The sequence below is a fragment of the Stenotrophomonas maltophilia group sp. Smal13 genome, assembly GCF_030236855.1.
In the GTDB taxonomy this organism is placed as follows: domain Bacteria; phylum Pseudomonadota; class Gammaproteobacteria; order Xanthomonadales; family Xanthomonadaceae; genus Stenotrophomonas; species Stenotrophomonas maltophilia_A.
The window spans coordinates 1-13,762 of the sequence record NZ_JASJSQ010000118.1 but is presented as its reverse complement, the minus strand read 5'-3'; the positions used below and the strand labels follow the sequence as shown (position 1 = coordinate 13,762).

The window sequence follows — 13,762 nt, the reverse complement described above, 5'->3', positions numbered from 1 at the left end:
CGCCAGTGCTAGCTTTTCGTACCGTCACTTATTGCACTGAAAACGAGGAGACCCCTGGTATGGCAACTTAGTGTTGGGTGAGGCCTATGGCGCGGGAGAGTTTCTGCAAGTTGAGAGCTACAAGAATTTAAGGCGATGGGCTAATGAAGTTCTTCAACGCCCTGCCGTCCAGCGTGGTCGAAAGGTCAACCGTACTTGGGGCAAGCTTTCAGATCAACTACACGAACGTCACGATGCAACGGACTTTGACCTCAAAACTCAAGACAAACTGGCACCTCCAAGTACCACTTGAAACGTGTGTGCTAAATGAACAAAAACCATGCTTCTAGATACCCCAATCTGTGATTTTGGCTGGCTGCTCCGGACTTCACTCTTAAGGCCCCCGATGGCTGGCGTTACCCCATAACGGTAGACAATTTCTATAGTATGAGTTGGAGTGAGTAGCACTTTGTACAGATCGATTTATGCAGCTTGCTTTTGGTCATCGACCGTGTAATAAAACGTGCAATGACTGAGAAAAATTGGTCTAAATAATGAGCTAAGTTTTAACCAGAGAACCTCTGATTAACAGAAAAACAGGCTCGTCAAAATCCCATATGAATCAATGACTTATTGGTGTTTTTGATAAACGTGTAATATTTCGTGTAATTGGGTCAAAAGTTGTGTTTCGCAACTTTTCCAAGGTTTAGTGCACTTTTGCTACGTTTGTGAGCCATCTTACTTCCCAAACGTTACACGTTACGAATAGCAAGCGAACTAAAACCTGTGGAAGTTCAAAGCTACATGGGAGGGGCGTCCAGATTCTGGACGGTTCAGCATTGAGTTGATCAACTTATTGGAGTTGAATAAGCAGGTCAATTTCCAGCGCAGGAGTAGATTTTGCAATTGGCGCTTTAAACAAGCAGGGGAAAAGTTAGGGAAATCCTGCAAAACTTCCCCCGATGTTTGGTAGGAGTCAGCAGGCGATGGCAATCTCACGGCCATGAAGCAAAGCAGCCTTGATCTGAGCCTGAGTACCAAGAAGACCCGCAAGCAGGAGCTTCTTGCCCAGATGGATCTGGTGGTTCCCTGGGCTGCGTTGGTCGAGCTCATCACGCCGTATTACCCCGAAGGCAAGAACGGTCGCCCACCCTTTGCACTGGAGACCATGCTGCGCATCCACTGCATGCAACAGTGGTTCACCCTGTCAGATCTGGCGATGGAAGAAGCCTTCTTTGACACCCCGATCTACCGAGAGTTTGCCCAGCTCGATGCCCATGGACGAATACCGGATGAGAGCACCATCCTGAGGTTTCGCCATCGGCTGGAGAAACATAAGCTGGCCGATCAGATTCTGGCCACCGTCAATGATCTGCTGGCAGCCCAGGGCTTGCTGCTCAAGGCCGGAACAGCCGTGGATGCCACCTTGATTGCAGCACCGAGTTCCACCAAGAACAAGGGCAGAAAGCGCGATCCAGAGATGCACTCCAGCCAAAAGGGCAACGAGTGGCACTTTGGCATGAAGGCCCATATCGGCGTGGACGCGGACTCTGGGCTGGTGCACACCGTCATCGGCACCTCGGGCAACGTGTCTGATGTGGTGGAAGGCAACAGTTTGCTCCATGGTCAGGAGACAGACGTCTTTGGGGATGCGGGCTACCAAGGCGCACACAAGCGCCCCGATGCCAGCAAAGACGTCACTTGGCATGTGGCGATGCGCCCAGGCAAACGCAAAGAGCTGGACAAAGAGAACAACCCCGTTGATGCGCTCATAGACCAAGTGGAGAAGATCAAGGCCAGCATCCGGGCCAAGGTGGAACACCCCTTCAGGGTGATCAAACGACAGTTTGGCTATACCAAGGTGCGTTACCGGGGGCTCAAGAAGAACACGTTGCAGCTCAAGACGCTGTTTGCACTATCGAACCTGTGGATGGTGCGCCACCAACTGCTGGCGGCGCAGGGATGAGTGCGTCTGCAAACAGGCCAGAGGCCGCAAAAGCGGCGCGAATGACCAGAAATGGCGTGAGAAATGGCGCGAAGACGCGAGCAAAACGGCTGCAATTGCGCCATCTAAAAAAACGGACCGGTAGCACTTACTAATCCGAGTTGTTCAGGACATCCTTAGACGCTTTGCTTAGTGCGCGAATCAAAAAAATTTTTTTGAGACCATGCACTGACATCGAACTGTGACAGCCCTAATTATTCGAGCTCAATTTTTAAAGTCGAACTGTTGTAGACCAGTAGCCTATAAAATTAAAAACGTGGAATTTACAGTGCGATTGAATTTGCTTTAGCTATGAAAACTTTAAATTGGTGACATAAATTTTCAATGTATTTACTTCAATCATGGGGGGACACCCTACATTTGATAGTCGAGTTGTTAGCGACCGCTGCATTTGCGTTGTCTGGACTGATGAAAGCTGCGGGTAAAAAGCTCGATGCGGTGGGCATTTGTGTTGTGGCTTTTCTGGCAGCTTTTGGAGGTGGCACCTTGCGCGACTTGCTGCTTGATCAACGCCCGTTTTTTTGGGTGCAACATACCGAAATGCTTTGGGGCGTATTGGCCTTGTGCGTATTTGCTATGGTCTTCATGCGACAGCGGCATTTTGAAGTAACTGAAAGAACAATACTCTGGCCCGACGCGCTGGGCTTGGGACTATTTACTGCGACGGGAGTTCACCTCGCCTTGCAGTCACTCATGCCGCCAGTAGTCGCCGTCTTAATGGGCCTGATCACGGGTGTTTTTGGTGGTGTGCTGCGTGACATGGTTTGCAATGAAATTCCCACGGCTTTCAAAGACCACCGCCCCTACGCGGTGTGTTCTTTTGCTGGTGACTGGACTTACGTGGTCCTTTGGACATTAGATGCTCCAGACTGGATGGCCTTACTGGGGTGCTTATTTGTTACTGTGTGCCTTCGCGCACTGGCACTGTGGCGCAACTGGCAACTGCCGGCTTGGCGGGCTTGAATGTTAAAAAACTATAACCAATGATGAGGTTGTTTAATTTTTTAGAAAATCACCAACTAAGTTAAGAAAAAAAGCAGTAGAGAGCCGCAAGACCCCTACTGCTTATTATTTTGAACTCTAAATGTTGCCAGCAGCAACTGCATGCAAGTTCATTGAATATCCTGATTTCTTTGCTGCAGCTTTGACGATGGTGTCTGACACCAGCTCAGCTGTCACGGCTGATAACGTCCAACCCAAGTGCCCATGCCCGGTGTTGTAAAAAACATTGGGAGTTCTACCTTGACCCACCCGAGGCATCATGTTGGGCATCATAGGGCGCAAGCCTGCCCAAGGCACTACAGAGCGTGTGTTAACGCGGGGAAAACATTGTTCCACCCATTCAATCAATGGGCGGATGCGGTCTGCGCGAATGTCACGGTTCACGCCATTGAATTCGGCAGTGCCTGCAACGCGGAAACGGTTGAGGCCTAAGCGGCTGGTGACCAACTTGGTTTCGTCATCCAGTAAGCTCACGGTGGGGGCACCCAATTGACTTTCTTCATCGTTCAAGTTGACGGTGATGGAGTAGCCTTTGACGGGGTAGATGTTCACGCGATCGCCTAGCTGAGCTGCAAAGTCACGGCTGCCCACTCCTGCACACACCACCACGCTATCAAAGGTATGCAGGCTTGGGGTGGCGTCTTGTTGTGTCACGGTGATGACAGCTTGTTGGCCATCGCTTTGAATCGACGTCACATCTTGACCATACAGCGTGTGCACGCCGAGTCGTGATGCCGCATTTGCTAGTCCATTGGTGAATTTGTGAATGTCTCCCGTGGAATCGCTCTCAGTGAAGTAGCCACCGTAGTAGGTGCCTGCCAATGTCGGCTCGATGGCTTTCATTTCAGCTGGGGTCACGGCATAGCGAGGTAGGCCCCCCTTGGCCAGCATGACTGACACTTTGCCTGCATGGTCGAACCCTTTTTTGTCACGGTAAATGTGCAGGATGCCTTCCTTCTTCAGGTCGAAATCAATGCCTTCTTCCTGCGCCCAAGTAAACAAGTGTTTGCGGGCTGCGACTGCTAAGCGAGCTGTCTCAACCGTGTTGCGCTCGTAATGGGGCATCGCAGCAATGAACTCTGCAAACCAGGAGAGTTTGTGCCACGTAGGTGCTGGGTTGACCAGCAGCGGCGCATCACTTTTGAGCATCCACTTTAGCCCTTTGAGGATGGTGGACCAATGCGTCCAAACTTCTGCATTAGATGCAGAGAGTTGCCCTCCGTTTGCGAATGATGTTTCCATCGCAGCATAGCGATGGCGTTCAAACAAGGTAACGGAAAAGCCGCGTTTTGCCAAGGCATAAGCTGTTGTGACGCCCGTGATGCCGCCGCCAATAACTGCGATTGTTTTCATAGTGAATGAGCTTTCAAAAACGTCAAAGTGTTGAGCACCAACAAGCCCTGTGCATGGCTGGTGCACCCCCTCTGTTTAGAACCTGAGAGATTCGTGGTCCATCGTGTTCAATGCAACCACTTGCTCCTGCGGTGTGCCGGGTGACTAAGACCAGCAACTCTTCAGAGATATCAACGATTCAAACCGGTCCTTTTGCCTGAGAGTTTCCGGGGTGGTTGCTCCTTCGGCGTCGCGATTTAACGCGATCTCTCCCGATCTGAATTTCATAAAAAAACTACGCCAGAAAGCGCTCAGTCAACGCGACCCAGAACGCAGCACCCACAGGTATGTTGCGGTCTTCAAAATCGTAATTGGGGTTGTGCACCATGCAGGCCCCGTGACCTCCGTTAGTTGCATCGCCATTCCCGATGAATAGATAGCTGCCTGGCACTTTGTCGAGCATGTAGGCGAAGTCTTCACTGGCGGTGAGCGGTTCAGTTTGGAGCACCACGTTATCTGCGCCTACCAACGCCACCGCCACTTCGCGGGCTATTCCCGTCTCAATAGGGGTATTGACCAGCACCGGGTAACCGGGCAAAAACTCGACTTTTGCGGTCACGCCAAAACTTTTCGCCTGTAACTCAACGAGCTCCACAATGCGATTGCGCAACAACTCTCGCACATCCCGATCCAGCGCCCGTACGCTAAGCTTTAACGTGGCGTTTTGGGGGATGACGTTGTTGACCACACCCGACTGAAAAGAGCCGACCGTGATCACGGCCATGTGCAGTGGGGGTACGTTGCGTGAAACGATGGTTTGTAGCGCCATGACAATTGCCGAACCCGCAACGACCGGGTCAGCACTCTGGTGCGGCATGGCACCATGGCCGCCTTTACCTTCAATGTGCACCAGAATGTTTTCGCTGGACGCCATGGTTGCGCCTTCGCGCAATAACAACTGACCTGGCCGAAAGCCCGGCAGGTTGTGCATGGCAAAGATTGCGTCGCAGGGGAAGCGGTCAAACAGGCCGTCTTCAATCATCTTGCGCGCCCCCCCAAGCTTTCTTCAGCGGGCTGAAAGATCAAATTCAGCGTGCCATCAAACGTGGTGGACTTTGCAATATGTTCGGCCGCAGCCAGCAGCATTGCGGTGTGTCCGTCGTGGCCGCAGGCATGCATCAAACCCGCATGGCAACTGGCATGGGGCAGCCTCAGTCCTGATCGGTGTGCGTTTGCAGCCAGGCAAGTGGCGGCATGCCGACGCGGTGGGTGAAAGCGCGGGTAAGCGCTACAGCGCTGGCGTAACCCACCATGGGCGCAATGGACTTGAGCGGCTTGCCTCGTTTGAGCAAACCCTTGACTACTGTGATGCGCCAGGCCGTGAGGTAGTCGAGCGCGGTCAGGCCCGACACCTCTCGAAAGTGATTGGCAAAGCGTGCGCGCGACATGCCTGCGGTTTCGGCCAACGATTCCAGCGTCCATGCATGGCCGGGCCGGTCGTGCATGGACGTGACCGCTTTGGACAAACGTGGGTCGCCCAGCGCCGCCAGGATGCCGGTGGTGACCGATGAAATGTCAAGCAGGTGGCGCAGCAACAAGATGAGCAGGTATTCCATCAACAGGTCCAGCGCAGCTTGCCGACCACACTTTTCGTCAAAGGCTTCCTGGAACAACAGGTCCAACGCGGGTGAAAGACTGCACGACTGGTTCAGCGGAATCACCAGCACCTCGGGCATGGCAGAGATCAGCGCGCCTCGGGCCTCGTCGCCCAGATCGACAGACGCACACACCAGGTCAACACCGTCGGCGCTATCGGGCACCAGCCGGTGGGCAGAACTCTGCGGGAAAAACAACAAACTGGGCTCTTCAACCCTGCTGGCGCGCCCATGCCGGTCGATCACGCTCATGGTGCCCCTGCGCATCAAATGCACATGGCCCACATGAGCTTCGGCCTCAAAGGCGGAGATCTGGCACAGGTTGCCCGAATAGAACACGCGTGCGCTGGGCACCGAGCGGGCAAACAAAGGTGAAAGTCGGTCCATGGCGGCGCTTGATACTTTGGGTATGCTTTCTTGTACTTTCAGTGATTATACGTATCGCACAATTCACTGGTGCATGTCGCACAGCCATTCAAAACGAGAGTTTCACCATGACACGTATCGCACCTGTATCACTTGCCCAAGCCGACGCCACCACCCAAGCCACCCTCAACGGCGTCAAGGCCAAGCTCGGCATGGTACCCAACCTGTTTGCCACCTTCGCCCAGGCTCCAGCCGCCCTGAACGGCTACCTGGCTTTCTCCGACGCACTGAGCAAAGGCCGCTTGAGCGCCGCCCAGCGCGAGTTGATCGCATTGGCCGTGGGCCAAACCAACGCTTGCCAGTACTGCTTGTCTGCACACACCCTGATCGGTAAAGGTGCTGGTTTGTCGGAAGCAGCCATCCGCGCAGCCCGAAGCGGCACCGCCGAAGGCGAACAAGACAAGGCCTTGGTTGAGCTGGCCATCAAAATCGTCCGTCAGCGTGGCGTGTTGGCCGACAGCGATCTGGCCGATGCCGCAGCAGCGGGTGTGGACCATGGCCTGGTCATCGAAGTCACCGCCAACGTGGCCCTCAACGTGTTGACCAACTACACCAACCACATTGCCGACACCGACGTCGACTTCCCAGCCGTGCCAGTCGCCCTGTAAAGCCCAGCCTCGCTGACAAGCGGGGAACGCCAACGGCCACCTCCTGGTGGTCGTTGGCGCAGGTGGCCGTGTTGCTCCTGTTGGCACACAGATGGCCTTCACTCCTGCGGCCAAGCTCGCCCTCATTGACGGCAACAACTTCTACGTCTCCTGCGAACGCGTCTTCCAGCCCTGGCTGCAAGGCCCTGGGCATCAAGTTGTGCGCGCCTTATTCCAGCTGCGCGAGTCATCCATCTCCTCGCTCATCCCCACCATGCCCCAAGGCAAACCAGCGGGCGTGCCCTGCGTGCAACTTGACGAACAAATGCGCTGCAAAGTTTTTGGGCAACCCGAACGGCCCGCGATGTGTGGGCAACTGCAAGCGTCGGTGGAGATGTGTGGGGATGTGGCCGATGGCGGGGTGCACGCCCGGGCTTGGCTGATGCGGCTGGAGGAATTGACGCGGCCGGGGTGAGTGCGGCCTCATCGTTGGCAGCCCTTTACGCCCAGTCACCAACAAGTCATCCCCCCGCCCCGCTTGCCGCTAAGCTGAATCCCTTTTGCTGACCTGCGGAGCACAGCCATGGCGTTTGAGATTCCTTCCTTAAAAGATAGCGTTCACCCCGATGAATGGCAGCTGCGGCTGGGCTTGGCCGCGTGTTACCGGCTGGTGGCGCTGTATGGCTGGAGCGATCTGGTGTTCACCCACATCAGTGGCGTTACCCCATAACGGTAGACAATTTCTATAGTATGAGTTGGAGTGAGTAGCACTTTGTACAGATCGATTTATGCAGCTTGCTTTTGGTCATCGACCGTGTAATAAAACGTGCAATGACTGAGAAAAATTGGTCTAAATAATGAGCTAAGTTTTAACCAGAGAACCTCTGATTAACAGAAAGCCAGGCTCGTCAAAAATCCATATAAATCAATAATTTATAGGCAAAAACGATAAACGTGTAATAAACCGTGTAATAAGCCAAAAGTTACATAATGTAACTTTTCTGAGGTTTAAAGCACTTTTGATGTGTCCTATAGCATTTTACTCGGCAAATGATGAGCCAATCAAAAGGCAATCAAACTAGGAGCCAAGGGAAATCAAGGTTTGGTGCAGTAGTGAGACGAAAGTAGGGTGCATTGATCGAGTTCAATTTCGGGAGTCGAACTCAACGAAATGAGAAGCATACGAAGTGAAAACCGTGGAATTGACTGTGCGATTGCTCGCACTTCATATGCTGCTCATTAATTTCTTGTCTGATCAACTTACTTTGCTTGCCGTAAATCTGCCGAACCGATGTATTCTTTGAACTGCTTGCACCAAATTAGCACACTCGTTACGTCTTCTGGGTTTTGCGTTGGCAGGAGATAGAAAGCGGCACCATTAGGCTTTTTAAGCCGGCTAACTTCAATTTGTTGAACGCTAAATTCATCGTTGTCCTTGATGGCAGATTTGCTACTGATGTAGACATGGTAGTCAGGGCCTGGGCTGGATCTAAAGTTCTCGCTTGATTGCAAAAATAATTGATTTCCTACCTTTATGACAGACCACTCGCCAGAGGAGTTGTGGATTAAATCCTGCCCCTTTGCTGTTTTGTCAATCTGTCCTCGTTTGATGAGTTCGCCTTCGATTTTTTGGTGATCGTCAAATCGCACTCTTAGGTCTTGAGCATGACCACGAATTGCATCTAGCAGCTGTGCATTTGCATTTGGCACTGTGCAAAGAAGTATGAAACTTAAAAGTAGATGAAATTTCATAGCAATGATTACTCCGCTAGCTCCAACGAGTGAAGGACTGACTTGAGATCTGGCCCGGAATAATGCGGGCGAGGTGTCAAAGCCTCAAACGGCAAACCTTGTCGATTGACCCAGTGCGTTGTAAAGCCAAACCAAGTAGCACCTAGTGCATCCCATGCATTGCTTGATACGAACAGAATTTCATCTTTGTTTACGGGAATCGTCTGTTGCACAAGTCCATAGCTTTCGGGCGATGTCTTGAAAAGGCGTATTGAATCTACTGATATGACTTGATCTAAGACATCTTCCATGCCCGCGCTCTTGACAGCTGATGCCAGCATGTCCACGCTGCCATTAGAGAGGATGGCAGTCGTAACACCACTAGCTTTGATTTTCTGAAGGACTGCCAAATTTTCAGTAAACGGGGTCAGGTGAGCGTATTGCTGCATCAGTTTTTCTACCTGATCCGATTCACGATTTAGTTTCAGTCTGTCTAGGGTGTACTCCAATGACAGGCGTGTCAGCTCCCAAAATGGACGGAAGTATTGACTGCCAGATGCGTTGTGCGGATCAGACTGCGTAATCAACCTTGTGTACTCAATTTGCTTGTCGCGCCACTTCACCGCAATGTCAGCCCCATGGCTTGGGTAGAGCTCTTCAGCTAATACTTGGATGGAGTAAACATCAAACAATGTGCCGTAAGCATCAAAAACAACTGCTTTTATAGTCATGAAAATTTCCTAGTTGGGAATCAAACTACTGTCTTTGCATCTTGACCAAACAAAATGGATTTGGCGTTCTGGTCCACAGTAGGCGCGGTATTGATCGACTTTGCGATGTCATAGGCCTTTTGTGTTGCCGGACGACTTCCAATCCGTTCAAACCATGAAGATAGGTAGGGGAACTGGCTCATGTCTTGTCGTTGGCGTTCGTGTGGGACAACCCATGGATAGGAGGCCATGTCGGCAATAGAGTACTCACCGCAAATGTATTCGCGACCATCTGATAGATGCTTATTCAGCACGCCATACAAGCGTGATGTTTCTTTGACATAACGATCAATGGCATACGGCAGTTGCTCTGGTGCGTACTGGACAAAGTGATGGTTCTGACCAGCCATTGGGCCTAGACCACCCATTTGCCAGAAAAGCCATTGCAGGCATTCATTTCTTCCACGTAAGTCCTGAGGGATAAATTGTTTCGTCTTGTCTGCCAAGTACAAAAGAATGGCACCCGATTCAAAAATGGCAATGGGTTCGCTTCCACCAACAGGTGTGTGATCTACGATGGCCGGTATGCGATTGTTGGGCGCAATTTTCAAAAAATCAGGAACGAATTGTTCGCCTTTGCTGATATTGATTGGTTTGATGTTGTAGTCAAGACCTGACTCTTCCAAGAACATCGTGACCTTGTGGCCGTTAGGTGTGGTCCAGTAATAAAAATCAACCATGCCTCACACTCCAGAGGCTTTCAGGCGCTCGTTAGATGGGAACAGCTTTTTGCGTGCGTCTTCATCCATTTCGGTTTTGAAAGCAAACTTGGTCTTCAAGGCTTCTGCTCGTTGCGCCGCAGGACGTGCGTTGATTTCATCAAGCAAGCGTTTAACGTGCGGCAGTTTTTCCCAAGCATCAGCACCCAATACAAAGGGGACGACGCGAGCCCAGCCCCATACCGACATGTCCACTATTGAGTAATCATTGCCCATCATGTACGGCTGATGTGCCAAGTGGTCGTTGATGAGGTTCCAATGACGCCATGCTTCAAAGTCATAGCGGTTCACTGCGTATTCTTTGGGCTCTGGAGCGAAGTGCTTGAAGTGGACAGCCTGACCACAGTAAGGGCCAATACCTGTGGCTACAAACATCAGCCATGAATACATCTCAGCTTTGTTCTTTGGCGTCCCTACAGGCACAAACTTGCCAATCTTTTCGCCCAAATAAAGCAACATCGCATTGCTATCAAAAACTCGAATGTCGTCGTCAAGCATGGCTGGCGTCTTCGCGTTCGGGTTGATGACCTTAAAGCTATCTGAGTGCTGTTCGCCTTTACGTGTGTCGACAGGAATGAGCTCATAGGGCTCTCCTGTCTCTTCAAGGTACAGGGCAATCTTTAAAGGGTTGGGCGAAGGATGGAAATAAAACTTGATCAAGATGAACTCCTTTTTGCTTATGAATGAAAAACTTAAATGAATGCCAGCCAAATCCCGAGTGGCAGAAAAGCCAGACTCAGTAAATGTCCAACGATGACTGTGGAAGCCACCTTGTTAGGCTCCACCTGAAATTTGTCTGCAAGCATGAAATTGAAGACTGCCGATGGCAAGCATGCAAAAAGGATCAATGCCCCACGCTCTAGTCCTTCCAATGGAATGAACCAAAGGGCCAAAAGTACAGCAGCAAGCCTGATGATCAAAATAAGCACGCCTGAGCGAACACCTACCCATGCGTCCGCCACTTGACTGCTGGCAAGTCTTGCTCCGAGTGACATCAACATCATCGGGACCAGTACACTGCCAATCATGGTGCAGGATGTTTGAACCCACTCCGGAAGTGTTATCTGCAATTGAGAACTAGCAACACCCAATACGGTTGACCAAACAAGTGGGTTGGCATAAACCATCCGCCAGTCAACTTTGCCGCTCATCACGCCAGCACCAAGCGTGAAATGCAGGATATTAGAAATCACCAACAAAACGACCGCGGGAGCCATGCCCTCGGGTCCATAGGCAAGTGCAATCAAGGGAATGCCAATTGGACCAACATTAGTGAACATGGCACACGGCAAAAATGCTTGCACTGATGCGCCTGAGAATTTTGCGAATGGCCAAGCGATCAGGCCAGTCAGAAGAATCAACACGATCGATGCCCCAGTGAAAGACATGGCAGAAATGGGATCGAATGATTTAGCGGACAACGAGATAAAAATCAAAATAGGCAGTGCGATGTCCACCACCAGTTTGTTGGCTCCCCCTAGGTCCGGTTTGACGCGTCGGCTGTAGAGAAAACCAACCAGCACAAGGGTAAAAATTGGCAGCGTGATGGATGCGATTTTTGAAAACATGTGCCCTCACTTGTTACGTGAAAAACTAGAACAGATTGCAGTATCCTGCACTTGGTGCAACAATTCGTACATATAAATTTGCAATTCGTACAAATGGACGCTCCGCGCTTAGATCGACTCACCGCCTTGCTTGAGGGACTTAGTCCGAAAGTAACCTTGGCAACTAAGCCAGACGGGTTTTCGCTGCACATCATCAAGACGGGGACATCTGATCATCCAACCGACAGTTTCTCGGGTATTCAGCAGGACGCCTTGTCATTGTTGGTTTGCCCTGCGGCGAGCTATTTTGAGAATCTTCTGCAAGCAGATCAGCAGTGCTGCATGAGCTTTGATGTTGTCTTTGATGGGCCAATGGGGCCTAGCTTCTTAGCGGAGCAATCTAAGCCAATCTCAATCGTCATGAAGGATGCTGATCCATCGTTGGTGCAAGTCATGATGCTGATTGCAAACGAAATGCAGGCCAGTCGTTGTGGACAACCCTTCTTCATGAATCGGGCAGGCGATATTTTGTTGGTTAGCTTGATGCGACACCTGACTTCTCGACCACAACAATCCACAGGGTTGTTTCAGGCTTTGTCAGATCCGCGGATTGCTAAAAGTTTGGTAGCGATGCATTCCAAGCCAGCCCATCCTTGGACCTTGGAAAGTTTGGCTAACTTGGCTGGAATGTCGCGAACATCATTTGCCAATTACTTCAAGGAAGTGATGCAGGTATCACCAGGAAAGTATTTAGAAAACTTGAGGTTAGCTATTGCGCGGCAATTGGTTGACACCGGTATCGGGTTGAAGCAAATTGCAACGCGAACTGGTTATTCCAGCCCATCAACATTATCTAGGGCGCTGGGTCGCGTTGCTTAGATGGGCTTTGTTGCACAAAGCCAGTCCGCTGAGCTGGTAGCCTCGAGACATGAGTGAACCGAAGGGGTCCAAGGCCCGCTACAAGACCACCAACTGGGCAGAGTACAACGCCGCGCTCAAAGCCCGAGGGTCGCTGACAATCTGGCTGGACAAAGGCATGCAGTGGTACGCCCCATCCAGCGGCAAACGCGGGCGCCAGCACATCTTCTCCAACGCAGCCATCCAGTTCTGTCTGGGCATCAAGTGCCTGTTCGGTCTGGCCCTGCGTCAAAGCCTGGGCATGGTTGAAAGCCTGCTGCGTCTGGCAGGCCTGGACTGGCGGGTGCCCGACTACAGCACCGTGTGCCGACGCCAGAAGACTTTGCAGGTACAACTGCCCTACCGAGCCAGTACCACCGCACTGGAACTGCTGGTGGACAGCACCGGCATTCAGTTCCTTGGCGAAGGCGAATGGAAACGCAAGAAGCACGGTGCCGAGTACCGGCGCCAGTGGCGCAAGGTGCACCTGGGTATTGATGCCCACACGTTGGAGATCCGGGCCATCGAGGTGACCGACAACAGCGTGGGCGATGCGCCCATGCTGCTCGAGTTGCTGGAGCAGATACCACCCGATGAGCCGATTGCCAGCGTCAGTGGGGACGGTGCCTACGACACCAAGGCGTGCCATGCGGCGATTGCCCAGCGAAATGCGCAGGCGGTGATCCCCCCGCGCAAGAACGCCCAGACGTGGAAGGCGACCCTGGTGGGAGCGCATGCGCGCAACGAAGCGCTGCGAGCCTGTGACAGATTGGGGCGCAGCATCTGGAAAAAGTGGAGCGGCTATCACCGCAGAAGTCTGGTGGAGACCAAGATGCACTGCTTCAAACGCCTGGGCCAACGGGTGATGGCGCGCACGTTTGAGCGGCAGGTGGTGGAGTTGCATGTGCGTGTGGCTCTGCTCAACCGTTTCACGCAACTCGGGCGCCCGAGCACGGTGCCCGTGGGTGCCATGGCATAGCTGCGTCTGGGGCTGGGGTAATCTCGTCTGCCTTCCGACTTGTGCAACAAAGCCCTTCTGAACGTCACGGCCCTTCAAGGGGTCGTCTCAGAAAACGGAAAATAAAGCACGCTAAGCCGGTTGCAGCGGCCGT

General features: G+C 52.1%; 15 protein-coding genes, 1 pseudogene and 1 riboswitch. Of the genes and pseudogenes, 7 read left to right on the top strand and 9 right to left on the bottom strand.

Translation table 11 applies throughout. The features are described from left to right. Positions 1–982 precede the first annotated feature (982 nt). Entirely contained in the window at positions 983–1,945 is a 963-nt protein-coding gene (locus tag QRO95_RS23285; RefSeq protein ID WP_046462844.1) for an IS5 family transposase, read from the top strand. 411 nt (positions 1,946–2,356) lie between these two features. Continuing rightward, a complete protein-coding gene (locus QRO95_RS23280; protein WP_285303585.1) occupies positions 2,357–2,947 on the top strand; it encodes a trimeric intracellular cation channel family protein in 591 nt (196 codons plus the stop codon). A 117-nt stretch (positions 2,948–3,064) separates the two neighbouring features. Here the strand turns inward: QRO95_RS23280 and QRO95_RS23275 are convergent, their stop codons facing one another. The 4 genes and pseudogenes from QRO95_RS23275 to QRO95_RS23265 form a co-directional block, all read right to left on the bottom strand. Further along, the gene (locus QRO95_RS23275; RefSeq protein WP_044398507.1) at positions 3,065–4,339 is read right to left on the bottom strand and encodes a D-amino acid dehydrogenase; all 1,275 of its coding nucleotides are present in this window, start codon (positions 4,337–4,339) and stop codon (positions 3,065–3,067) included. A gap of 174 nt (positions 4,340–4,513) precedes the next feature. Continuing rightward, positions 4,514–4,603, bottom strand: a riboswitch (glycine riboswitch). A 10-nt stretch (positions 4,604–4,613) separates the two neighbouring features. Then, positions 4,614–5,366, bottom strand: a pseudogene (locus QRO95_RS23270) (amidohydrolase); the annotation flags it as partial. Beyond that, positions 5,357–5,497, bottom strand: a complete 141-nt coding sequence (locus tag QRO95_RS25420; RefSeq protein ID WP_404830389.1) for a M20/M25/M40 family metallo-hydrolase — start codon at positions 5,495–5,497, stop codon at positions 5,357–5,359. The gene QRO95_RS25420 and the pseudogene QRO95_RS23270, both read right to left, overlap by 10 nt. 32 nt (positions 5,498–5,529) lie before the next feature. Continuing rightward, a complete protein-coding gene (locus tag QRO95_RS23265; protein ID WP_285303584.1) occupies positions 5,530–6,360 on the bottom strand; it encodes an AraC family transcriptional regulator in 831 nt (276 codons plus the stop codon). 107 nt (positions 6,361–6,467) lie between these two features. Here QRO95_RS23265 and QRO95_RS23260 point away from each other — a divergent pair, with 107 nt between their 5' ends. The 3 genes from QRO95_RS23260 (at position 6,468) to QRO95_RS23250 (ending at position 7,716) form a co-directional block, all read left to right on the top strand. Beyond that, positions 6,468–7,007: a carboxymuconolactone decarboxylase family protein gene (locus QRO95_RS23260; RefSeq protein WP_044398511.1), complete on the top strand. Its 540-nt coding sequence runs from the start codon at positions 6,468–6,470 to the stop codon at positions 7,005–7,007. 91 nt (positions 7,008–7,098) lie between these two features. Then, a complete protein-coding gene (locus tag QRO95_RS23255) occupies positions 7,099–7,461 on the top strand; it encodes a hypothetical protein (RefSeq protein WP_404830388.1) in 363 nt (120 codons plus the stop codon). Positions 7,462–7,569: 108 nt separating this feature from the next. Further along, positions 7,570–7,716, top strand: coding sequence for a hypothetical protein (locus QRO95_RS23250; RefSeq protein ID WP_285303583.1), 147 nt, complete (start codon positions 7,570–7,572; stop codon positions 7,714–7,716). A gap of 530 nt (positions 7,717–8,246) precedes the next feature. Here QRO95_RS23250 and QRO95_RS23245 read toward each other — a convergent pair. From QRO95_RS23245 to QRO95_RS23225, 5 genes are read right to left on the bottom strand one after another with little or no spacing between them, the layout of a single operon-like run. Continuing rightward, positions 8,247–8,738, bottom strand: a complete 492-nt coding sequence (locus QRO95_RS23245) for a DM13 domain-containing protein (protein WP_081770863.1) — start codon at positions 8,736–8,738, stop codon at positions 8,247–8,249. 8 nt (positions 8,739–8,746) lie between these two features. After that, positions 8,747–9,448 (bottom strand): haloacid dehalogenase type II, encoded by a 702-nt coding sequence (locus QRO95_RS23240; RefSeq protein WP_044398513.1) that lies wholly within the window; start codon positions 9,446–9,448, stop codon positions 8,747–8,749. A gap of 20 nt (positions 9,449–9,468) precedes the next feature. Continuing rightward, the gene (locus QRO95_RS23235) at positions 9,469–10,167 is read right to left on the bottom strand and encodes a glutathione S-transferase N-terminal domain-containing protein (protein WP_044398515.1); all 699 of its coding nucleotides are present in this window, start codon (positions 10,165–10,167) and stop codon (positions 9,469–9,471) included. A gap of 3 nt (positions 10,168–10,170) precedes the next feature. Next, complete coding sequence (locus QRO95_RS23230) at positions 10,171–10,866, bottom strand: glutathione S-transferase family protein (protein ID WP_043387357.1); 696 nt, start codon at positions 10,864–10,866, stop codon at positions 10,171–10,173. Between the two features lie 32 nt (positions 10,867–10,898). Then, positions 10,899–11,774: an AEC family transporter gene (locus tag QRO95_RS23225; protein WP_044398520.1), complete on the bottom strand. Its 876-nt coding sequence runs from the start codon at positions 11,772–11,774 to the stop codon at positions 10,899–10,901. A 93-nt stretch (positions 11,775–11,867) separates the two neighbouring features. On the opposite strand from QRO95_RS23225, the gene QRO95_RS23220 reads away from it, so the two are divergent. Both QRO95_RS23220 and QRO95_RS23215 read left to right on the top strand, forming a co-directional pair. Beyond that, entirely contained in the window at positions 11,868–12,632 is a 765-nt protein-coding gene (locus tag QRO95_RS23220; RefSeq protein ID WP_084601294.1) for a helix-turn-helix domain-containing protein, read from the top strand. 49 nt (positions 12,633–12,681) lie between these two features. Then, positions 12,682–13,629, top strand: coding sequence for an IS5 family transposase (locus QRO95_RS23215; protein ID WP_043009032.1), 948 nt, complete (start codon positions 12,682–12,684; stop codon positions 13,627–13,629). Positions 13,630–13,762: the final 133 nt, after the last annotated feature.